The 22096-nt window shown below is 70.5% G+C and carries 12 protein-coding genes; 1 reads left to right on the forward strand and 11 read right to left on the reverse strand.

Going from position 1 to position 22096, the window contains the following annotated elements; all coding sequences use genetic code 11:
- Position 1: 1 nt before the first annotated feature.
- Positions 2–9670 (reverse strand): non-ribosomal peptide synthetase, encoded by a 9669-nt coding sequence (locus HWX03_RS26735; RefSeq protein ID WP_175873303.1) that lies wholly within the window; start codon positions 9668–9670, stop codon positions 2–4.
- Positions 9671–9942: 272 nt separating this feature from the next.
- Between HWX03_RS26735 and HWX03_RS26740 the strand changes: the two genes are divergently transcribed.
- The gene (locus HWX03_RS26740) at positions 9943–11688 is read left to right on the forward strand and encodes a cyclic peptide export ABC transporter (RefSeq protein ID WP_175873304.1); all 1746 of its coding nucleotides are present in this window, start codon (positions 9943–9945) and stop codon (positions 11686–11688) included.
- Between the two features lie 170 nt (positions 11689–11858).
- Here HWX03_RS26740 and HWX03_RS26745 read toward each other — a convergent pair whose 3' ends face one another.
- The 10 genes from HWX03_RS26745 to HWX03_RS26790 form a co-directional block, all read right to left on the reverse strand.
- Positions 11859–12884: an iron-siderophore ABC transporter substrate-binding protein gene (locus HWX03_RS26745; RefSeq protein ID WP_175873305.1), complete on the reverse strand. Its 1026-nt coding sequence runs from the start codon at positions 12882–12884 to the stop codon at positions 11859–11861.
- Entirely contained in the window at positions 12881–13681 is an 801-nt protein-coding gene (gene fhuF, locus HWX03_RS26750; protein WP_175873306.1) for a siderophore-iron reductase FhuF, read from the reverse strand. Before fhuF ends, HWX03_RS26745 begins: the two co-directional genes overlap by 4 nt.
- On the reverse strand, positions 13678–15768 hold the full coding sequence (fhuB, locus tag HWX03_RS26755; protein ID WP_175873307.1) for a Fe(3+)-hydroxamate ABC transporter permease FhuB: 2091 nt from the start codon (positions 15766–15768) through the stop codon (positions 13678–13680). The genes fhuF and fhuB overlap by 4 nt, the downstream gene beginning before the upstream one ends.
- On the reverse strand, positions 15765–16613 hold the full coding sequence (locus HWX03_RS26760) for an ABC transporter ATP-binding protein (RefSeq protein ID WP_175873308.1): 849 nt from the start codon (positions 16611–16613) through the stop codon (positions 15765–15767). The genes fhuB and HWX03_RS26760 overlap by 4 nt, the downstream gene beginning before the upstream one ends.
- Entirely contained in the window at positions 16613–17620 is a 1008-nt protein-coding gene (locus HWX03_RS26765) for a TauD/TfdA family dioxygenase (protein ID WP_175873309.1), read from the reverse strand. The genes HWX03_RS26760 and HWX03_RS26765 overlap by 1 nt, the downstream gene beginning before the upstream one ends.
- 45 nt (positions 17621–17665) lie before the next feature.
- Entirely contained in the window at positions 17666–17908 is a 243-nt protein-coding gene (locus HWX03_RS26770; protein WP_006476052.1) for an MbtH family NRPS accessory protein, read from the reverse strand.
- An 85-nt stretch (positions 17909–17993) separates the two neighbouring features.
- Positions 17994–18662, reverse strand: a complete 669-nt coding sequence (locus HWX03_RS26775; protein WP_175873310.1) for an RNA polymerase factor sigma-70 — start codon at positions 18660–18662, stop codon at positions 17994–17996.
- 225 nt (positions 18663–18887) lie between these two features.
- On the reverse strand, positions 18888–20312 hold the full coding sequence (locus HWX03_RS26780; protein ID WP_244132793.1) for a calcium-binding protein: 1425 nt from the start codon (positions 20310–20312) through the stop codon (positions 18888–18890).
- Positions 20313–20324: 12 nt separating this feature from the next.
- Entirely contained in the window at positions 20325–21350 is a 1026-nt protein-coding gene (locus HWX03_RS26785) for a fimbrial protein (RefSeq protein WP_175873311.1), read from the reverse strand.
- A complete protein-coding gene (locus tag HWX03_RS26790; protein ID WP_175873312.1) occupies positions 21347–22093 on the reverse strand; it encodes a molecular chaperone in 747 nt (248 codons plus the stop codon). The genes HWX03_RS26785 and HWX03_RS26790 overlap by 4 nt, the downstream gene beginning before the upstream one ends.
- Between the last annotated feature and the right edge of the window lie 3 nt (positions 22094–22096).

The raw sequence follows: 22096 nt of genomic DNA on the forward strand, positions 1-22096 counted from the left end.
CTTATTGGGTTTCCAGTTCGCCGAGCAGCGCGTCGATCGCGCTCGCCGCATCGGTCGCGCCGCGTGCCGCGCAGGCCGCGTCGATCGCTTCCGCGCAGCGCGCCAGCGTGCGCGTGTCGAACAGCGTGCGCAGCGGCAGCGCGAGCCCCCAGTGCAGGTTCGCCTGCGCGTGGGCCTGCGTCGCGAGCAGCGAGTGGCCGCCGAGCAGGAAGAAATCGCCGTCGCGGCCAATCGCGTCCACGTGCAGCACGCGCTGCCAGATGTCGGCGAGCGCGCGCTCGGTATCGGTCGCGAGTTCGACGGTTTCGGTCGCTTCACGCACCGGCGCGGGCAGCGCATGGCGGTCGCACTTGCCGTTCGGCGTGACGGGCAATGCATCGAGCTCGATCAGCTGCGACGGCACCATGTACGCCGGCAGTTGCGCGCGCAGTGCGTCGAGCAGCGCCGCACGGTCGAGCGGGCCTGCGTCGCCGCGGGCGACATAGCCGACCAGTTGCTCGTCGCGCACGATCACGACCGCATCGTTGACGCCCGGCGCCGCGCGCAGCAGCGCCTCGATCTCGCCCGGCTCGATCCGCTGGCCGCGCAGCTTCACCTGCGTGTCGACCCGGCCGAGGTAATCGAGCGCGCCGTCCGCGCGCCGGCGTGCGAGGTCGCCGGTGCGGTACATGCGGGCGCCCGGCACGAACGGATCGGGCACAAAACGCTCGGCGGTCAGCGCCGGACGGCCGAGATAGCCGCGCGCGAGGCCCGCGCCCGCGAGATATAGTTCGCCGGTCGCGCCGGCCGGCACCGGCTGCCACGCGGCATCGAGCACATGCAGTTGCAGGTTCGCGATCGGATGGCCGATCGGCACCGCGACCGCGTGCGCGTCGTCGGGGCCGCAGGTCCAGTGCGACACGTCGATCGCGGCTTCGGTCGGCCCGTACAGGTTCACGAGCGTCGCGTTCGGCAAGAGCCGCGCCATCTTCGCGACGAGTTCGGGCGCCAGCGCCTCCCCGCTCGCGACGATCAGGCGCACGCTGTCGCATTGCGCGGCGGCCGAGAAATCGTCGAGATGCGCGGCGAACGCGGCGAGCATCGACGGCACGAAATGCAGCACCGTCACGCCGTGCGCGTGGATCGCGGCGGCCAGGCGCGCCGGATCGCGGTGGTCGCCCGGCGCGGCAATCGCGAGCTTCGCGCCGATCGCGAGCGGCCACACGAATTCCCACACCGACACGTCGAAACCGAACGGCGTCTTGTGCAGCACGACGTCGTCGCGCGTCAGCCGGTACGCGTGCTGCATCCATGCGATCCGGTTCGCGAGCGCGCCGTGCGTGTTGCCGGCGCCCTTCGGCTTGCCGGTCGAGCCGGACGTGTAGATCAGGTACGCGAGCTGCGCGTCGTCGATCGCGGCGGTTTCATCGTCGACATCGTCCGCTTCGTCGGCCAACAGGTCCGCGACCGTCAGCAGTTGCGTATCGGCGCCCTCGCCCAGCGCAGCCTCGACCTGCTCGCGCAGATGGGCCTGCGTGATCGCGACGGCCGGCCGCGCGTCGCGCAGCAGGTACGCAATGCGCTCGGCCGGATAGTCGGGATCGACCGGCAGGTACGCGGCGCCGGCCTTCAGCACGCCGACGAGTGCCATCACCATGTCGAACGAACGCTCGACGCACAGCGCGACCGGCGTATCGGGCTGCACGCCGCGCCGGCGCAGCGCGGCGGCGATCCGCGACGTAGCGGCGTCGAGTTCGCGATAGGTCGTGCGCTGCACGCGGCCATGAGCGTCCGCATATTCCAGGGCGATCGCGTCGGGCGTCGCCCGTGCCGCATCGGCGAATTGCAGGTGCAGCGGCTGTCGTTGTTCGGTCGGCCAGATATGTGCAGTGTCCTGTGCGCGCACCAGCGCCTCGCGGGTCGCATCGTCGGCGATCGACAGCGTGCCGAGCAACGCGTCCGGCGTACGGGCCAGTGCATCGAGTGCGCAAGCGAACGCGCGATGCCAGGTCTCGACCTGACGCGCGTCGACGCGTGCGGTGTCGTAGCCGTAGTCGATCGTCAGTTCGGCGCCGCTTTCGATCACGAGCGTCAGCGCGAAATCGGTCGCTTCGATGCTGCGTACGCCGCTCAACGCCAGCGCGCGCGGATCGGCGTCACGCGCCGTGTCGTCCACCGGATAGTTCTCGAACACGACCAGCGTATCGAACAGTGCGCCGCCCGACCCGCGCGCCCAGCGCTGGATATCGGCGAGCGGCGTGTGCGCGTGTTCGGCGGCGGCCGCGTTCTCGCGTTGCAGCGTTTGCAGCCAGTCGGCCGCACGTTGCTGCGGCGCCGGCGCGGTGATGACCGGCAGCGTGTTGATGAAAAGACCCAGTACCGAGTCGACGTCCGCGAGCGCATCGGGACGGCCCGCGACCGTCGCGCCGAACGCGACGGCCGGCTGGTGCGTCATCCGCTGCAGCGCGAGCGCCCAGGCGCCCTGCACCAGCGTGTTGACGGTCAGTTTCAGCGCACGGGCGGCCTGCGCGACGCGCGCCGTCGTGTCGGCACCGAGCGTCGCGCGCCACGTGACCATCTCGGCATCCGCGCGGTCGGCCGTGCGTTCCGCGATCAGCGTCGGCGCGTCGAGACGCGCCAGGCGGTCGGTCCAGAAGCGCTCGTCGGCGTCGCGGTCGCGCGTGCCGAGCCACGCGATGAAGTCGCGGTAGCGCAGCGCCGGGCGGCTCGCGAACGGCGACACGGCGTCCGGGTCGCGGTAGTCGCGCAGCACGTCGGCGAGCAGGCGCGCGGTGCTCCAGCCGTCGAGCAGCACGTGGTGACGCGTCCATACGACGCGCCATGCATCGTCCGTCACGCGGATCAGCGTGAGCCGCATCAGCGGCGGCTCGCGCCAGTCGAAGCCGCGCGTGCGGTCGGCCGCGAGCCACGCGTCGAAATCGGCGTCGAGCGTGTCGCCGCGCGTGCGCCAGTCGAGCTGCTCGACCGGCATTTGCGCGTGACGATGCACGCACTGCAGCGGCGCGGCTTCGTCCGGCATCACGCTCGTGCGCAGGATGTCGTGACGTGCGACCGACGCGTCGAACGCGGCCGCGAGCCGGTCGGCGTCGAGCGCCGTTGCGGTCGCGACGAGCTGGTTCACGTAGCTCGCGTGGCCGGGCGCGAACAGCGCATGGAACAGGATGCCCTGCTGCATCGGCGACAGCGGATACACGTCGTCGATCGCGCGCCAGTCGAGCGGCGCGCGTTCGATCGCGGCCTGCGTGAGACCGGCGGCCTGCGCGAGCGGGAAATCGCCCGGCGTCGCGCCGGCGCCGCGATGCGCGATGCGCGATGCGCATGCGTCGACGAGTTCGCGCAGCGCGGCCGCGAAGCGTTCGGCGAACGCGTCGATCGTCGCGCGTTCGAATTGCGGCGCACCGTAGACCCAGTGAACCTTCAGCGTGCGCGCGCCGTCGCCGTCCGCGTCGAGGTACGCATGGATCGCGAGCGTATTGCCGAGCGGGCCCTGCGGATCGCGCTCGACACCGGTGCCGCCGAAACGCGGAACGAGCGTCGCATCGCGCGGCGCGTCGAACTGGCCGAGATAGTTGAACGTGACGCGCGGGCGCGGCACGGCGGCCAGCGCCGCGCGCGTGGCCGTATCGCCATGGTGCGCGAGCACGCCGAAGCCGAGCCCCTTGTGCGGCACCGCGCGCAGCGCATCCTTGACCGCGCACAGCGTGTCGCGGGCCGTCGCTTCGACCGGCAGCGTCACCGGGTAATGGCTCGTCAGCCAGCCGATCGTGCGGCTGGCATCCGCGTCGTCGAACAGCGCTTCGCGGCCGTGTCCTTCCAGTTCGACCCGGCACGATGCGGCACCGCGCGCGCCGGCCAGCGCCAGTGCGAGCGCCGCGCCGAGCAGCTCGATCGTCTGTGTGCGATAGGCCGCGTGCGCGTCGGTCAGCGCGGCGCGGGTCAATGCCGCGTCGATCGTCTGCACGACGACGGCCGCATCAGCGTTCGTCGCCACTGCGTCGGGATGATCGGGCACGATGTCGTCGCCCTGCGCCATGCCGGCCCAATAAGCGGCTTCGCCCGAGAACCGCGACGCCGGCTCCGTTGCCGCGCGGGCGAGCCGTGCGGCCCATGCGTCCGCGCGCAGGCCCGGTGGCGACAGACGAACCGGCGTGCGCTCGCATGCGGCGCGGTAGGCGGTGTCCAGGTCGTCGAGCAGGATTCGCCATGACACGCCGTCGACGATCGCATGGTGAATCGCGAGATAAAGTCGCGTCGACCCGTCCGGCAGCCGTGCCGCGCACGCGCAGGCGAGCGGCCCGCTCCCGAGGTCGAGACGGCGTTGCAGCGCGTCGAAGCGTGCCAGCGCGTCGGCTTCGTCGCGGGCGGCGACTTCGACGAACGGCAGCGCTTCATACGGCTTCGCCGCATCGCTCGCGTGCCACGTGCCGTCCGCGCCGCGCGCGAAGCGCTGGCGGAATGCGTCGTGATGGGTCAGCAATGCATCGAATGCGTGTGCGAATGCGTCCGCGTCGAACGTGCCGCGCACATCGAACGACACCGACTGGTTCCAGTGGCCGCGGTGCGGGATATCGAGCGCGAAGAAGCGCTGTTGCGCGGGCGTCAGGACCGGCATGGCAGTCGGTGTTGCATTTGCCGTTCCGACCGTGCTCGCAGGCTGCTGCGTGGCAACGGCCGTGTCGTCCGTTTTCGCGATGCGTGCGAGTTCGGCGACCGTCGGCCCGTCGAACAGTTGCTTCGGCGTGAAGCGCACGCCGCGCTTGCGCGCACGGGCGATCACCTGCAGCACGAGGATCGAATCACCGCCGAGTTCGAAGAAATTGTCGTCGCGGCCGACCTTCGGCGCCTTCAGCACTGCCTGCCAGACGTCGGCGAGCACCGTCTCGACTGCGCCCTGCGGCGCATCGCCTGACGCGACCGCGACCGGTACGGCCGCCCGTTCGCGCAATGCCGCGCGATCGATCTTGCCGTTCGCCGTCACCGGCAGGCGCGCGAGTGCGACGAACTGCGCGGGCACCATGTAGTCGGGCAGCGTCGCGGCGAGTGCCGCGCGCACGGCGGCTTCGTCGAACGCCACGCCGTCGCGCATCACGACGAACGTCGCGAGCCGCAGGCGGCCATCGTGTTCGATCGCGAGCGTTTCGGCCTGCGCGATCGGGCCGGCCGCGCGCACGGCCGCGCTCACCTCGCCCGGCTCGACGCGGTAGCCGCGAATCTTCACCTGATCGTCGATGCGGCCGAGGAATGCGAGGCGGCCGTCCGTACGCAACCGCACGCGGTCGCCGGTGCGATACAGCCGTGCGCCCGGCGTGAATGGATCGGGTACGAAGCGCTCCGCCGTTTGTGCCGGACGCCCGAGATAGCCGCGCGCGACGCCCGGCCCGCCGAGATACAGCTCGCCCGTCGCGCCGGCCGGCACGCATGCGCCGAACGCGTCGAGCACCAGCGCGCGCGCATTCGGCAGCGGCAGGCCGAGCGGCACGCCGCTCGCAGGATCGCGCGCGTCGGCGGCAATCGACGCCGTGTCGCACGCGATCGCGCCGACCGTCGCTTCGGTCGGCCCGTAATGGTTGATCACGCGGCAGGCCGGCGCGAGCGCGGCGAGGCGCGCGACGAGCGCCCACGTGAGCGTCTCGCCGCCCGTCACGAGCGCGTGGCGCGGCAGCACGTCGGCCGGCACACGCGCGTCGAGCAGCGCCTGCAGATGGCTCGGCACGATCTTCAGCACGCCCACTTCACGGCGGCGCATTTCGTCGGCGAACAGGTCCGGATCGAATGCGCACGCGGCCGGCAGCAGGTGCAGCGTACGGCCTGCACACAACGCGCCGAACAGCGTCGTGTGGCCCAGGTCGGCCGCGACGGTCGATACCATCGCGAACGACGCATCCGGCGCGAACGCGAGTTCGTCGAGCATCCCCTGCACGTAGTCGGCCAGCGCGCCGTGCGAGACGACGACGCCCTTCGGCGTGCCGGTCGAGCCCGACGTGTAGATCAGGTACGCGCCCTGTTCCGGGTGCGGCACGACGCGCACGCCGGCCGCATGGGCGAGCGTCGCGTCCTGCGCGAGCGCGTCGACGTCGAGCGGCTGCGCGTCGATGCCGGCCGGCCACGCGGCCGGCTCCGCGACGAGCGCCCAGCGCGCGCCGCAGTCGGCAGCCGCCGCGGCGAGGCGCGCGGCCGGCTGCGCGGGGTCGAGCAGCACGGCCAGCGCGCCGGCTTTCAGCGCGCCGAGCAGGCCGACGACGAAACGCGCCGAACGCTCGATGCAGACGACGACGGCCGCTTCGGCGGCCACGCCGCGTTGCGCCAGCGCCCGCGCGATGCGGTTCGATGCGTCGTCGAGCTCGGCGAACGTCAGCGATGCCGATACGTCGGCAAGCGCGACGCGATGCGGATACGCGGCCGCCTGCCGTGCGAAGGCCGCGACGATGTCGGCATGTTCGACGCGCAGCGCGCGGCCGTCGCGCGGCTGGCGCGACGCAGCCGACGCATCGCACGGCAGCGCGGCCGTCGTGTGCTGCGGATCGTGCGCGGCCGCGCCGACGAGCGCCGCATAGCTGTCGAGCCATGCACGCGCGGTATCGGCATCGATGCAGTCGGTCGCATAGGCCGCGACCAGTTCGATCCCGTTCGCGTCGTCGGTGAAATCCAGCGCGAAGTCGAAGCGCGCGGCGAGATCGGGCCCCGGCGTCGCGACCGCCGTGGCGCCCGGCAGCACGCTGTCGTGCCGTGCGTCGAACTGCTGCGCGAACTTCACGCGCAGCCATTCGTCGCCGCGCTTGACGGGCGGCTTCACCGCGTCGACGACGCGCTCGAACGGCACGTCCTGGTGCGCGACCGCGTCGAGCGCCGCGGTACGCGCCGCATCGACGAGCGCACGGAACGGCAGCGTCGGCGCCACGCGGACGCGCAGCGCGACCGTATTCAGGAAAAGGCCCAGCAACGCACGCGTTTCGGGGCGCTGGCGATGCGCGACCGGCACCGCGACGACGACATCCATTTCGCCGGTCAGGCGCGACAGCCATGCGTCGAGCGCGGCCAGCAGCACCGTGAAGACGGTCGCCTGTGCGTCGCGTGCGAGTTGCCGCACGTCGGCCGCGACCGCATCGGGCAGGCGCACCGATACGCGCGCGCCGTGCAGCGTGCGTACTGCGCCCGGCTGGCGGTCGACCGGCAGCGCGAGCGGGCCCGGCACGTCGCGCAACGCGCCGCGCCAGTAGTCGAGCTGGCGCTCGCCCTCGCCGCCGGCCAGCATGTCGCGCTGCCAGTCCGCGTAGTCGGCGTACTGGATCGGCAATTGGGGCAGCGACGGTTCGCGGCCTTCGGCATATGCGCGGTACGCAGCCGACAGTTCGTCGAACGCGCAGCGCGAGCTCCAGCCGTCGGTGATCGCGTGATGCGCGGTCAGCAGCAGGCGGTGACGATCGTCGGCGAGCACAATTAGCGTCGCGCGCAGCAGCGGGCCGCGCGCGAGGTCGAACGGCTCGGCCGCGTCGCGCTCGGCGAGACGCGCAGCTTGCGCATCGCGGGCAGCCGGCGGCTGGTCGCGCAGGTCGACAGCGCCGATCGACACCGGCAGATGCGCATGAATCCGCTGCATCACGATGCCATCGTCGTTGTCGACGAGCGTCGTACGCCATGCTTCGTGGCGACCGATCACGTGATCGAGCGCGCGCTGCAGCGCGTCGCGGTCGAGCACGCCGTCGATCGTCCAGTGCGCGGCGATGTGATACGCGGCGCTTGCGTCGCGCGTTTGCGCGAGCACCCAGAAGCGTTGCTGCGCGAGCGATGCCGCGCGATCGATGTACGGCGCACCCGACGCGGCCGCATCGGCCGGTGCGCGGCGCGCGGCAATCGTGACCAGCGGTTCGCCGGTCTCGCGTTCCGCGCGATCGACCGTTTCGGCCAGTTCGGCGAGCGCCGGATTGGCGAACAGCGTGTCGAGCCGCAGGTTCACGCGCACGGCGGCACGGATCGCGGCCTGCAACTGCATCGCGGCGAGCGAATCGGCGCCCAGCGCGAAGAAACGATCGTCGCGCGACGGCGTGACGTCGAGGCCCAGCAGCGTCTGCCAAAGGCCCGCGATCTGCTGTTCGGTCGGCGTGCTCGGCGCGTCGCCCGCCGCTTGCGTCGTGTCGCGCGCGGCGGCAATCCGCTCGCGCAGCGCGGCACGGTCGAGCTTGCCGTTCAGCGTATAAGGCAGCGCATCGCCACGCACGAACCGGTGCGGCTGCCAGGCGGCCGGCAATTGCGCGGCCACGTGCGCCTTCAATGTGGCGTCGTCGGCCGCCGCGCGCAGCGCGACGCATGCGATCAGCCGCGTCGGCCCGTTGGCGGTTTCGGCAATCACGGCCGCGTCGGCCACGGCCGGATGCGAGCGCAGGCATGCGGCGATTTCCGCCGGCTCCACGCGCACGCCGCGCACCTGGACCTGATCGTCGAGGCGGCCCAGATAATCGTATGCGCCGTCGTCGCGCAGGCGTGCAAGATCGCCGGTGCGATAGACGCGTGCGCCGGGTTCGCCGTCCGCATCGGGAATGAAACGTTCGGCCGTGAGCGCCGGGCGACCGTGGTAACCGCGTGCGACGCAGACGCCGCCGAGCAGCAGCTCGCCCACGCCATCGGCTTCGGCGCCGTCGATGCGTGCGACACGCGGACCGATCACGCGGCCGATCGGCAATGACGCATACGCGTCGTCCGCGGCCAGCACCGGCGTCTCGCCCGACTCGACCGGCCACAGCATCGGCGAGATCACGGCCTCGGTCGGCCCGTAACCGTTGATCAGGCGGACTGCCGGGAACGTGTGGCGCACGAATTCGAACGCCTGCTGCGGCAGCGCTTCGCCGCCGAACGCAAGCACGCGCAATGCCGGCGGCACGCCGTCGCGCGCGGCGACGGCCGCGAATTCGCGCAGGTACGCAGGTGGAAATGCCGCGACATTGACCGCTTCGCGCACCATCAGCGCATGCGCGGCGTCCGGTGCGAATGGCTGCGGCGGCGCGACGACGATGCCGGCGCCGACCGCGAGCGGCGCGAGCCAGCATTCGTGCGCGGCGTCGAAATTGACCGACGCGAAATGCAGCAGACGGTCGCCGGCCTCGATCGGCAGCGCGGCCGCGAGTGCGTCGCAATGCGCGGCGAGCGGCCCATGCTCGACGACCACCGCCTTCGGCGTGCCGGTCGAGCCCGACGTATAGATCATGTACGCGGCCGAACGCGGGTGCACGGTCACAGTGTCGTCATCGAACGCGCCGTCCAGCCCGACGCCCGATGCTTCGGCCGTCGCGTCGAACGCGTGTTCGAACGGCGTGCCGAGCGCCGCGCGGCCGGCAGCGTCGACGATGCCGTGCCGCAGTTGCGCGTCCTGCGCGATCCAGTCGAGGCGCGCGGCCGGATGGCGCGGATCGAGCGGCACGAACACGCCGCCCGCCTTGAGCACGGCGAGCAGCGCGACGAACAGTTCGCACGAACGCTCGACGCACACGCCGACCCGCACTTCGGCGCCGACGCCGGCCGCACGCAGTTGCCGGGCGAGTTGCGATGCACGTGCGTCGAGCGCACCGCGCGACAGCCGCAGGTCGTTCTGAAAAGGCACCGCGATGGCGGGTGCGTCGGGCGCGATGCGCGCCAGTTCGCGGATTCGGTGATGCAGCGCAGTCGGGAAACTCGTCATGTGCATGAAGTCCTTCGGTCCGGCCGCTTCGGCCAAGTCTCGGGGCCGCTTGGGGCGGCTTCACTGGTGTGACGAACGACGCGGCCGATTTTTTACCGTTTTGCACGCAAAGCGCGCGCGACCGGTTTTTTTGACGATGGGGCTAAATATTTGCGCGGCCCGTTCGTCTATCAGGGAGGAAAGCCGCAACGGGGTTCGCCCCGCCCGCCGCTTTCGCGTCAGATTCGCCGTTTTTCGCGTTATTGCCTGCCTTCCCTTTACCGACGTTGCCGATGACAGCCGCCCACGAGCCCTCTTCCCCGCCGTCCCTCGACGCTTCCCCCGGCCGCCCCGCGGCGCGCCTGATCCTTGCGCTGCTGCGCGAAAGCCGCGTGTCGCTCACGCTGGCGCTCACCGCGTGCGTGCTGAACGGTGTCGCGAGCGTGCTGCTCGTCGCGACGCTGAACCGCGCGCTGTCGCAACCGGGCGCCGCCGACGCAGCGCTCGCGTGGCGCTTCGCGCTGTGCGCGGTGATCGCGCTCGTCACGCGGATCGTGTCCGGCACGCTGTTTGCCCGCCTGTCGCAGGACACGATGGCACGGCTGCGCGTGCATCTGGCGCGGCGCGTCGGCGCAGCCGAGCTGCGCGACATCGAACGGATCGGCGCCGCGCCCGTGCAGTCGGTGCTGACCGACGACGCGACCAACGTGTCGATGCTGTTCTTCGCGCTGCCGAACCTGGTCATGCACGGCTCGATCGTGTTCGGCTGCCTCGGCTATCTGGCGTGGCTGTCCTGGCCCGTGTGCCTGCTGGCGCTGGCCGCGATCATCGCCGGCTCGCTCGGCTATCACACCGGCGACCGCCGCGCGATCGCGGCGCTCGAAGCCGCCGGGCAGGCGCAGGACCGCCTGTTCGGCTATCTCGGCTCGCTGTTCTCCGGCGCGAAGGAGCTGAAGCTGCACGATGCGCGCGCCCGCCAGTTCGTCGACGGCCAGCTCGGCGCCGCGATCGGCGAGGTGCGCGATCACCGCCGTCGCGCGTTCAGCGCGTATGCGGTCGGGGTCGGCTGGATCATCTTCCTGTTCTACGTGTTCCTCGGCGTCGCGTCGTTCTGGCCGCAGCTCGGCGTGCATGCCGACCCGGCCACGGCCGCCGGCTACGTCGTCGTGTTCCTGTTCATGCTCGTGCCGCTCGACGGCCTGCTGAACAACCTGCCGACCGTCAACGCGGCGCGCGTGTCGCTCACGCGGATCGAAGGCGTGATGGCCGAATTCGGCGCGCTGCGCACGGTGCCGCCCGCAGCCGATGCGCCCGACGTGCCGCCGGCCGGCGCCGTTACGCTGCGCGGCGTCACGCATGCGTATTTCCACGAACGCGACGAACGGATGTTCAGCATCGGGCCGATCGACCTGACGATCAAGCCGGGCGAGCTCGTGTTCATCGTCGGCGGCAACGGCAGCGGCAAGACGACGCTCGCAAAGGTGCTGACGGGGCTCTACGAGCCGGAGCAAGGCACGATCGAGGTCGACGGCCGCACGATCGGCTGGCGCGAGCGCGCGGCCTACCGGCAGCGCTTCAGCGCGGTGTTCAACGATTTCCACCTGTTCGATGCGCTGCTCGGCATCGTCGACCCCGACGATCCGTCCCGTGCGCAGGCCGATGCGCGGGCGAACGCGCTCGTCGCGAAACTCGCGCTCGACCACAAGGTGAAGGTGGTCGACGGCGCGTTCTCGACGCGCGCGCTGTCGACCGGGCAGCGCAAGCGGCTCGCGCTCGTCGTCGCGTACCTGGAGGATCGTCCGTTCTACCTGTTCGACGAATGGGCGGCCGACCAGGATCCGTCGTTCAAGGCCGTGTTCTACGAGCAACTGCTGCCCGAGCTGCGCGCGCGCGGCAAGGCCGTGATCGTGATCACGCACGACGACCGCTACTTCGATCTCGCCGACCGTCTGCTGAAACTCGACAACGGGCGCATCGTCAGCGACACGCAACCGGCGCGCCAGCGTGCGCAGGATGGCGTCGATGCGCTGAGCGCGTAACACGACGACAGTCGATGGAAAAAATCGCCGACACGCTGCAATGGCAGTATGTCGGCGATTGTCGTTTCAGCAGGGAATTGGACTGGCGAGTGGCGAAAAGGAAAGGCGGAAGCCGCTCGTCGTCAGGCCGATCACAACGCCCTGCCCGTCAACGCGGCATCGTTCGCCGCTCAGCGCACGGCCGGCAGCTTCAGCATCGTGTCGGTCATCACGTCGGCCAGCTTCAGCGCCGACATCGGGCCGCCGAACCCCCAGATGTTGCGCTCGATCAGCGCGATCCGGTGCGCCTTCAGCGCGGGCACGAAACGCCACACCGGCGAATCGAGTTTCGCCGACAACGGCACGTCCATCCCCGACGCGGTCACGAACAGCACGGCAAGGTCGCGCTGCCGCAGCAGATCGGCCGACGTCACGTACAGCGTGCCCTCCCGCGTCGGCTTCTTCGGCCACGGATCGAGTCCGAGCGCCCGCGCGAGGCCCGCGGACGTGCTGTTGCCCGTATAGGCCCAGTAACGATCGGGCAAGCCGAGATCCTGCAGCAGCGCGACGCGCTCGCCGTGGCGGCCCGCGGCCGCGAGCCGCGCCGCATTGCGCGCGATGCCGGCGTCGAGTTGCGCTTCGACCGCCTGCGCGCGCGCGTCGCGCCCCGTCACCGCGCCGATCGTCCGGAAGATCTGCCGCATCCAGTCGAGTTGCGTGACCGGCACGCCGCCTGCCGACACGTTCGGGCTGAACTGGAACAGGATCGTCGGCGCGATCCGGTCGAGCGCGTCGAAGATCGGCGCATGCCGGAAACCGACACCGATGATCAGGTCCGGCTTGACCGCCGCGATCGCCTCGAGCCCCGGCTCCTGCCGCGAGCCGATGTCGGTCACGTGCGCGAGCTGCTCGCTCCGGTAGCCGAGCCAGCCCGGATAGAACGCCGTATCGGCCATCCCGACCGGCACGATGTCGAGCGCGATCACGCTTTCCGCGAACATGAAGTCGAGCGCGACCACGCGCTGCGGCCGCACGGGCATCTTCGCGCTGGCCTGCGACACGACGGGATTGCCGGCCAGCGACACGGCGCCTGGCGTACCGCCGGCGCCCCCGGCCACGGAAACGGCGGCCGCCGATGCGGAAAATGCGCCGCAACATGCGGCGCCGAGTGCAGCCGCGAGTGCACCGAGCGCGTGTCGGCGGCCGGCGTGCGTCACCGGATCGCGTCCTGCTCGGCCAGCGCCGCGTCGTCCATCGTCAGTAGCAGGGGGCAGCTTCCACACAGTTGCGTTTCTCCAGGAATTTCGTAGCGCAGGCAGCACACGCGGCGCGCGCGAAACGGCGTCGGCAGCAACGGCGAGCGCGGCACGGCATCACGCACCGGCACGCGCAGCGGATTCGGCTCGCCGTGCACGCAAGTCGACCCGAACAGCCAGTTCGCGTCGCCGACGGGATCGGCCGCGCACGGCAACGAACGACAGGTATCGAGCAGATAGTCGAGCAGATTGCCCGCGTTGCTCCACAGCACGCGCGGCGTGACGCGGCCCATCGCCGCGAGCAGGTCGATCACCGCGCCGAGATGCGCGACGAGCCCCGCATAGCGCGGCTCAGGATCGTCGCACGGCGCGCCGAGCGCATCGCTGGCGAAATACAGCGCGGCCGGCATCCCGTCGTCGAGCGCGACGAACGTGCGCTCGGGCGTCATGTCGAGCGGCCGGCCGAGCGTCAGCGCGGCGACGACGCCGGCCGGCGCCGCGCGGCCGAAATAGTATTTGCTCCATTGCGACATCAGCGCACGCGCATGCTGCGCCGGATCGCCGCCGTAACGGTCGACCATCGCGCCGAGCACGGCGTCGCGGTGCTCGGGCAACGCGCTGACGGGCACGACGATGCGGCCCGGCGCATGCGCATCGTCGGGCATGCCGAGCCACACGACGTCGAGATGTTCGGCGAACGGTTGCGGCGCGAACGCCGAAAAGCGCACGGCGCGCGCGCCGTCGAGCGCCGGCGTCATCGCCCCGCGCGCCGGGCGCGGCGCCCCTCGAGAATCAGCAGCCCGAGCAGGTACGGCGCGCCGATCAGCGCGGTCAGCACGCCGGCCGGCACTTCGCGCGGCGCGACGACGGTGCGCGCCGCGAGATCCGCGACGCCGAGGATCAGCGCGCCGCACGCCGCCGCGAGCCACAGCCGCGTGCGATGCCGGCGCGCGCCGAGCATCGTCGCGACGTGCGGCGCCATCAGCCCGATGAAGCCGACCGGCCCGACCGCCGCGACGGCCGCGCATGCGGCGAGCGTCGCGATCGTCAGCGCGAGCGGCCGCAGCGCGGCGACCGGCAGGCCGAGCGCGGCCGCCTGGTCGTCGCCGAGCGCGAGCATGTCGAGCGGTTTCGCGAGCCACGCGAACACCGGCACCGCGAGCACGCACCACGGCAGCAGCATCGACACCTCGCCCCAGCTGCGGCCATACGTGCCGCCGACGAGCCACACGACGAAGCGCGCGGGCTGCACGCTTTCCTGCGTGATCAGCCATTGCGCGAGCGTGGTCCACAACGCGCCGATCACGATGCCGGTCAGCGCGACCGCGAGCGGCGCGTAGCGGTGCCGGTGATTCAGCGCGAGCGTGATCGCGAGCGACAGCCCGCCGCCGATCAGCGCGGCGGCGGCAAGCGTCACGTGGCCCATCAGCGGCCACGTCGACAACGCGAACAGCGTGACGAGCCCGGCGCCCTGCGTGACGCCCAGCACTTCGGGGCCCGCGAGCGGATTGCGCACGACGCTCTGCATCGCGACGCCGCTGACCGCAAGCAACGCGCCGGCGAGCAGCGCGCACAGCAGGCGCGGCATGCGCAGGTCGATCAGCATGCGCGCGAGCGCATCGTGACCGGACAGCGCGGCCGACCAGCGCGCGGGCGACAGCCACTCGGGGCCGGCCGACACGCCGACCAGGACCACCAGCACGCCCGTCACGACGAACAGCGCGGTGCGCAGCGGCCAGCCGAGCCGTTCGAGCCAGCCGACGAGCCGCGTCGCGCCGCCGCCCGACGCGCGGTCGGCATCCGCATGCAGCACGCCCGACCACGCGGCGCCGTGCCGGATCATCGCGAGCATCAGCGGCGTGCCGACCAGCGCGATCGCGACGCCGGTCGACAGCGTCGCGTCGAGGCCCGACGCGAGCACCGCGCTGTCGGTGACGAGCACGAGCGCGCCGCCGGCGAGCGCCGACAGCGGCACCAGCACGCCGAGCCGCGCCGCGCGCGCACCGCGCACCTGGCGCAGCAGGTTCGGCGCGACGAGGCCGACGTACGACAGCGGGCCCGCGATACTGACGGCCACGCTCGTGAACGCAACCGCGACGATCGTCGCGGCGAGCCGCGTCGCATCGACGCGCACGCCGGCCGCGGCCGCCGCGTCGTCGCCGAGCGTGAGCGGATTCAGCGGCCGGATCACGAACGGTAGCGCGACCAGCGGCACGACGAGCCAGCGCGCGGCGAGCGCGAGGCCGGTCGCGCCGGGTTGATAGAGGCTGCCGTTGGTCCACAGCGCGGCGCCCGCGATGTTCTGCTCGAAGAACGCGAGCACGAGCGTCGACAGCGCGGCGAACAGCAGCATGCACACGCTGCCCGCGAGCACGAGCCGCAACGGCGTCGCGCGCCAGCCGCCCGCCGCGACGATCGCGCACGCGGCGGCAGCGAGCCCGCACACGAACAGCAGCGGCACCGACGCGACGCCTGCCAGCGCCGGCACGAGCATCGCCGCGAGCAGGCCGAGCTGGGCGCCGCCCGTCACGCCGAGCAGGTCGGGCGACGCGAGCGGATTGCGCGTGAGCGACTGGAACAGCGCGCCGGCGATGCCGAGGCAGCCGCCCGCGACGAGCGCGGCCGCGACGCGCGGCAGATTGAGGTCGAACAGGAATACGTGCGCGAGCGACGCGGCATCGCTGCCGGGCGCCGCGCCCCACCACACGCGCAGATCTGGGGCGATCCGCAGCGCCGCAAGGAGCGCGATCAGCGCGACGAGGCCGAATGCGATCGCGCCGGCCCGCCCCGTCGTCGCCCCTTTGCCGGTCGCCGCGAGGCGCTTGCGCATCGCGAACGTCGTCATACGGCGAGATCCCGGGCGAAAACGCCGGCCGCCTGCGGCGCGCCGTCGGTCGATGGCCCGTAGGCCGGCACGCACATCGGCGCGCCCGTCTGCGGATGCGCGAGCTTCAGCATCTCGACGCCGAACGCGGCACGCAGCCGCGCCGGATCGAGCATCGCGTCGGGCGTGCCCTGCGCGACGAGGCGGCCCGCGCGCATCAGCACGATCTCGTCGCTGTATGCGGCCGCCTGGTTCAGGTCGTGCAGCACCCACACGATCGTCAGCCCGCGCGCGCGGTTCAGCGCACGCAGCGCATCGAGGATGTCGAGCTGGTGATGAATGTCGAGATAGGTCGTCGGTTCGTCGAGCAGCACGATCGGCGCCTGCTGCGCGAGCGCCATCGCGATCCACGCACGCTGGCGTTCGCCGCCCGACAGCGCGCCGACGTCGCGCTCGGCGTCGCCCGCGAGGCCGCTCGTGTCGAGCGCCTCGTCGATCGCCGCATGATCGACCCGCGACAGGCCGCGCAGGAAGCCGCCGTACGCATAGCGCCCGTACGCGACGAGCTCGCGCACCGTGAGGCCCGACGGAATCTGGTTGAACTGCGCGAGCATCGTCAGCTCGCGCGCGAGCGCGCGACGACGAAACGACGCGAGCGGCTTGCCGTTCACGTCGACATGGCCGGCACGCGCGGGCTGCAGGCCCGCCAGCGTGCGCAGCAGCGTGCTCTTGCCGCAGCCGTTCGGTCCGCACAGCGCGGTGACGCGGCCGGCCGCGATCGACAGGTCCAGCCCGTCGATCACGACATGGTCGCGATATCCCACCGACAGCCCGCGCGCGGCAAGCGCGGCGGTACTACGCGTCATCAATCCTCCGTTCGGTCGCGCGGGACCGTGTAACTCTGCGCCATCGCGACGACGACCTTACGCGGCCCCTCGAACGGGTCGCGTGCATGCGCGGTCAGCATGTTGTCGAGCATCAGCACGTCGCCGGTGCGCCACGGGAACACGATGCGCTGCTGGTCGAGCACGCCGCGGATCTGGGCGAGCGCGTCGGCCTCGAGCGGCTCGCCGTCGCCGTAATACACGTTGCGCGGCACGTTCTCGAGCCCGACCGCGTCGACGAGCGCTTCCTGCATGTCGTCGTCGAGCGCCGACAGGTGAAACAGGTTCGCCTGGTTGAACCATACGCGCTCACCCGTGCGCGGATGGCGCGCGACGGCCTGGCAGCGTTCGCGCGTGCGCAGCAGCAGTTCGCCGTCATCGTCGGTGCGCCATGCGCAGTCGATGCCGCGCGCCGCACACATCCGCTCGACCTCGGCCGGCTCGTCGGTGCCGAACGACTGCTGCCACGGCAAATCGAGCCCCTGCCCGAAATTGCGTACGTACAGCAGCTCGCGCTTCTCGAAGCGCGCGACGAGCGCCGGATCGAGTGCGCGGTACACCGCGCGGCTGTCCGCGATCGGCGTCGCGCCGCCCTTCGGCGCGGCGAGCGCGCAGTGGAACCAGATCCGCAGCGGCCATTCGCGCGTGTACGACTGCTCGTTGTGCAGCGGAATCGCGCGGTGCGGCGGGTATTCGGTCGACGTGTACACCGCGCCTTCGACCTGGCTGCGCGGCGTCGACGCGTATTCATAGCCGATCAGCGGATCGCCGAACGATGCCGCGAATTGCTGGAACGTGTCGATCGACGGCACGCGAAAACCCGTGAACAGCACGCCGCCCGCCCGTTCGAGCGTGTCGGCCGCGATCTCGCGCGCTAGCGGCGCGACGTCGTCGATCGACATCCCGTCGTTGCCGCGCGGCGACACGACGGTGGGCAGCCCCGGCTCGATACGCAGGTCGTCGAGCGTCGGCAACGAAAGCAAGGTCATGCAACGTCCTCTTCAGGTGGCGCGCCGCACCCGCGGCGCAGCAGGTCACGACGCGCGCGTCGCGCGTTCGCCGTCCATCGCGCGGCGCAGGCTCGCGGGGCGCATGTCGGTCCAGACGGTCTCGATGTGCGCGAGACAGTCGGCCTTCGGGCCGCTCACGCCGACTTCGCGCCAGCCGGCCGGCACGGGCCGGAACGTCGGCCAGATCGAATACTGTTCTTCGTCGTTGATGACGACCGTATAGACGAGATCGTCGGTGTCGGCGGAGGGCGTCGGGGCTTGCGTCATGATCGGAAATCGCTGGGCGGTTGAAGGAGGCGAAGCGGCGGATTCCGCCGCTCCTGTCTGATAGACGGTTGGCCGGCGCGTTTTTTTACCGCCGCCGTGCGCGGCCGCCCAGGAACACCGGGCATGCGACGCCGCGATGGCACGCGTCGAGGCATTCCGCACAGTGGCGCTCCGCGTCGCGCACCATGAAATGCACGAGCGTCTGCGACACGTTCAGCGCGCGCGCCGCGGTCTGCAGCGTCTCCTCGCGCAGCCGCACCATCTCGAATGCCGCCCGGCTGCGCGCCGGCAGGTCGTCGAGCGCGGCGCACACGCGCCGCAGCGTGTCGCGCGTCATCAGCGCGGCTTCCGGCGTCGGCTCGGGCGACGGCACGTCGAAGCCGTCGTCCTCTTCGGTGTGATAGACGTTTTCCAGGCTTTGCCGGCGGCACGCGTCGATCGATGCGTTGCGCACCATCCGCGTCACGTACGCGACCGGCTGGCGCACCGCGTCCTGGTTCGGGAATTCGACGAGCTTCACGAACACGTCGTGCACGACGTCCTCCGCGCGGCTCGCGCAACCGACGAAGCCGCGCGCGACGTTGACGAGCATCGCGCGATGCGAGATCAGCACGTCGAGCAACGCGCCCTGCGCACGGGGCTCGGACACCCGGCGCGCCCGCGGCGCGGCGCGCGGCGGCAGGTCCGGATAACTGCCGAGGAACGGGTTTGCCGCTGTCGCCGCCGGTCGGTCGAGCACTTCCGCCATGGCCATCGATCTGCTCCGTCAAATTCCGAGATAACGAAATTTAACGTAAACGCAAATCATTCTCAATCCGATTACGAGATGACCCTTTGGGTTGTCAGGATTTGTCTGAACAATTGGCGGAATCGTTGTCCGTGCGGATGGGACGTGGGTTCGTCCGGCGTTCGCGATGAAACAAGGCGCCGCAAACCCGGCGCCTTGTTTCACCGCTTCACCTGCATGCGACCATGCTCGCTAGCGCGCGGCCGGCAACAGCAGCCGGCACGACGCGAGCCGTGCCGGGATGACAGGCATGCGGCAGACGCTTCGCTGCATCGCTGCCTTCGGCTGCGCCACCAGCATACGTGACACCGCCGTCGCCTTCGGCTGCGCCGCCCGCACCCGCAACGCGTCGGCCCCCGGGCTCGCCGGCCGCAACGCGCGTAGTATTGCCGCATCGATGTGCACTTGCCAGAACTGCGGCCTATAGTCGGGATCGCCGTCGCGATAGCCCTGCCCCGTGATGGTCTGCCCGTCGGGGCTCACGCCGATCACGTTGGCCAGGTTCAGCGTGCCGACCGACAGGCCGGCCCCTTCGAGCAACGCAACGAGGCTGCGCATGCCGCTTTGCGGCGTCCACACGAAGACGCGCTCGACACCGGTCTGCCCGTTGCTCGAGCCACCGATGACAACCTGCCCGTCCATACTGATAGACAACGCGTAGCTGCTGTCGTCGCCGTCGAGAAAACCGAGCCGCTGGATGCTGTCGCCACCGTTCGTCCACAGCACGGCCTCCGAGTCGACCCGTTGTTGTCCATCCGGCGTGACCACCAGGGTGCCGAGCGAGCCGGCGATCGTCCGCTCGTCTTCGGTCACGCCTTGGGCCAGATCCATTCTGGCCACGCCCGCGTTGATCGTCGGCAACAGTCGCTCGCCGAATCGTTCTGTCCACAGGAGCGCACGCGAGCCATACACGCCGTCGACATTGCCGGCGAACCCGGTTGCCGCATTCCCGGACGAGGTCATCGCAAGCAAGTGCACGAGATAGTCGCCGCCCGGCGGCAACTCGCGGAAACCCCTCGGCTGGTCCCACATGAACCGTGCATTCCGGCCGCCTGTCGTCGTAAAGCTGCCCGTCATCCTCGTGCCGGCGAGGTTCGCAACGTCGACCCATGCGCCCCGGCCCGCCGTATCCGGAACGAGTTTCTGTGTGCGACCGTCGCCGGGCCATCGCACCGCCCATCGATCGAGGTTGCTGCTGTCCGCCAGGCGCGCGCTGATCGAGCCGCCGATCACCTGTCCATCGGCCGACACCGTCTGTGCCTGCGAGTCATAGGCGTTCGCCGGCGCGGCTAACCGCTGCCAGCCCGTCGCGGCCGACCACGAGAAGGCCATCGAGCTACCGGGCTGCGCTTCGCTCCAGTAGGAACCGATGATCGTCTTGCCGTCCGCGCTGACGGCATTGCCGTCGTACCGCACGTCGCGCGGCCCGCCCAGGTCGCCGATCACCGTCAGCGAATAACCGCCGGCCGATACCGTCTGCGCATGAACTGCGCTCATTGCCGACACGGCCAGCACGGCCGCGACGACACTGCGTCTCGGATGCATCTCCTTCTCCTCCGTCAGTACATCAATGAAAATCCCTTGCGGGCAGCACGTTGCGCGGCGCGCGCCGCTCATGCAGCACAATGCTCAATACAGGAAAATCCGGATCGTTGCGGCCGCGTCGAACGGCCCGATCTTCGGTGGTCCGAACGACTTGAGCACCGCATCGAGCATCACGGTCTGATTCGCAACGTTGGCCGCAAACTGCGTGAGCGTGAACTGCTTGTTGAAGTCGATTGCCTTGCCCTGGCTGTCCTCGAGGCCGATCCCGAAGTTGCTGTCCTTCGCCGGCACCAGCAAACCGTTCTGCACGGTGCCCTTGGTCGCCTCGAAATAGCCGTCGACGCGAATCGGGATGCTGCATTTCTTCGACAGCGACAGCGAGAACCGCCGGCGCGGCACGGCAGGCAGGAAGCCGTTGCCGGTGGTCTGCACCTGACCGAAATTGACGATGCCGGGCTCGGGCGTCACCAGCACGTCGACGAGGCAGGGTGTCGGCTTCAGACGCGACAACCCGCTCAACCGGTACTGGAAACTCGATCGAGCCGCGTTGAGGCCGCCCCTGCCGTCGAACTGAAAGACCGCATAGATATCGTTCGGCGGCTGTATCCATTGGCCCTTCTTGCGCACCACCACCTGATAGGTGATGCTGAGCGGCACCTTCGGGCAGAGCCCTCGGTCGAAGTTCCATTGCGAACACGTGCCAACGGTGGTGGTGGTTTCCACGCGCGCGCCCGGCCCGCTGCCCAGGCCGAAATAGTCCCGGCCACCATAGCGAATGCCGATCTCGAGCCCCCAGGCGGCAGGATCCTGCGATCTCGGGTTCGCGTAGAAGTAAACCAGTTCGGCAAAGTTCAGTGCGGCCCCGCCGTAGTCCTTGTAGCAGTACCCCGTCGTCGTGCGTGGCGGCGATACCCAGATCACGTATCCGTCCGGCGCATCCGTCGGATACGATGCGACACCGCCGATCGACTCGGTGAGTGAATCCGCGCCGCCGTCCGCCAGGCAGCGCAGCGCCCACGCCGGCTGCACCGCCGCGACCAGCACCGCGAGCACGACCCACCTCAGCCACGCCGCCGCCGGCGACACCCGTTGTCGTCCCGCCCCCCTCATTTCTTCACACTCTTGCAAGCACCGGCCTCGCACGCATACTCGACCGCCACCTGGCCGCCGTAATCGTCGATATGCGTGACGAACAGCGTCGCCGGCGTCGCGGCCTTGAACGGCACGTCGGCCGTGCTCATCGGGCTCACCATCACCGGGTCGATCGGCACCGGCGCTTTCTGCGCGCCCGCGCTCACGCCGACCACCGTCACGTGGTACGGCGTCGGGTTGTCGAACACCAGCTTGTGCGCGGCCGCATCCACCCGCAGCGTCATCGGCAGCGTCCAGTCCTCGTCGCGCGCGGGCTGCACGGCCTTCGGCCGGTAGAACAGCTTCATCTGCGTATGCAGCGCGATCTGCAGCGTGTTCGGCGTATCAGTCTTCGGCGGCACTTCGCGGATGTTCAGGTAGAACACCGTTTCGCGATCGGCCGGCAACTCAGTGCCCGGCAGCTTCGCGATCCGCAGCACGTTGCGCTCGTTCGCCTCGATGCGTTGCAGCGGCGGCACGACCATCAGCGGCGACGTGGTCTTGTTGCCCTTCTCGTCCTCGAGCCAGGACTGCACGAGATACGGATACGTCGTGCTCTTGTTGGTGATCGTCACGATCGCGGCCTGCTCGCCTTCGTTGAAGATCACGCGCGTGCGATCGGGCACGATCGCCGCATGCGCGGCGCCTGCCAGCATCGCGCCGACGGTCGCGAACACGCACAGCGCGCGCCGCGGGAAAGGAAGGGAGAAAACGTTCTTCATCGC

Source organism: Burkholderia sp. BCC0397 (assembly GCF_902832865.1).
In the GTDB taxonomy this organism is placed as follows: Bacteria; Pseudomonadota; Gammaproteobacteria; order Burkholderiales; family Burkholderiaceae; genus Burkholderia.

What these genes read in the sequence shown, in the direction of transcription:
- HWX03_RS26760 (WP_175873308.1), bottom strand. Translation starts at nt 16,613, where the DNA reads ATGACGCGTAGTACCGCCGCGCTTGCCGCGCGCGGGCTGTCGGTGGGA.
- HWX03_RS26775 (WP_175873310.1), bottom strand. Translation starts at nt 18,662, where the DNA reads ATGGCCATGGCGGAAGTGCTCGACCGACCGGCGGCGACAGCGGCAAAC.
- fhuF (WP_175873306.1), bottom strand. Translation starts at nt 13,681, where the DNA reads ATGACGCCGGCGCTCGACGGCGCGCGCGCCGTGCGCTTTTCGGCGTTC.
- HWX03_RS26790 (WP_175873312.1), bottom strand. Translation starts at nt 22,093, where the DNA reads ATGAAGAACGTTTTCTCCCTTCCTTTCCCGCGGCGCGCGCTGTGCGTG.
- fhuB (WP_175873307.1), bottom strand. Translation starts at nt 15,768, where the DNA reads ATGACGACGTTCGCGATGCGCAAGCGCCTCGCGGCGACCGGCAAAGGG.
- HWX03_RS26770 (WP_006476052.1), bottom strand. Translation starts at nt 17,908, where the DNA reads ATGACGCAAGCCCCGACGCCCTCCGCCGACACCGACGATCTCGTCTAT.
- HWX03_RS26765 (WP_175873309.1), bottom strand. Translation starts at nt 17,620, where the DNA reads ATGACCTTGCTTTCGTTGCCGACGCTCGACGACCTGCGTATCGAGCCG.
- HWX03_RS26735 (WP_175873303.1), bottom strand. Translation starts at nt 9,670, where the DNA reads ATGACGAGTTTCCCGACTGCGCTGCATCACCGAATCCGCGAACTGGCG.
- HWX03_RS26780 (WP_244132793.1), bottom strand. Translation starts at nt 20,312, where the DNA reads ATGAGCGGCGCGCGCCGCGCAACGTGCTGCCCGCAAGGGATTTTCATT.
- HWX03_RS26740 (WP_175873304.1), top strand. Translation starts at nt 9,943, where the DNA reads ATGACAGCCGCCCACGAGCCCTCTTCCCCGCCGTCCCTCGACGCTTCC.
- HWX03_RS26785 (WP_175873311.1), bottom strand. Translation starts at nt 21,350, where the DNA reads ATGAGGGGGGCGGGACGACAACGGGTGTCGCCGGCGGCGGCGTGGCTG.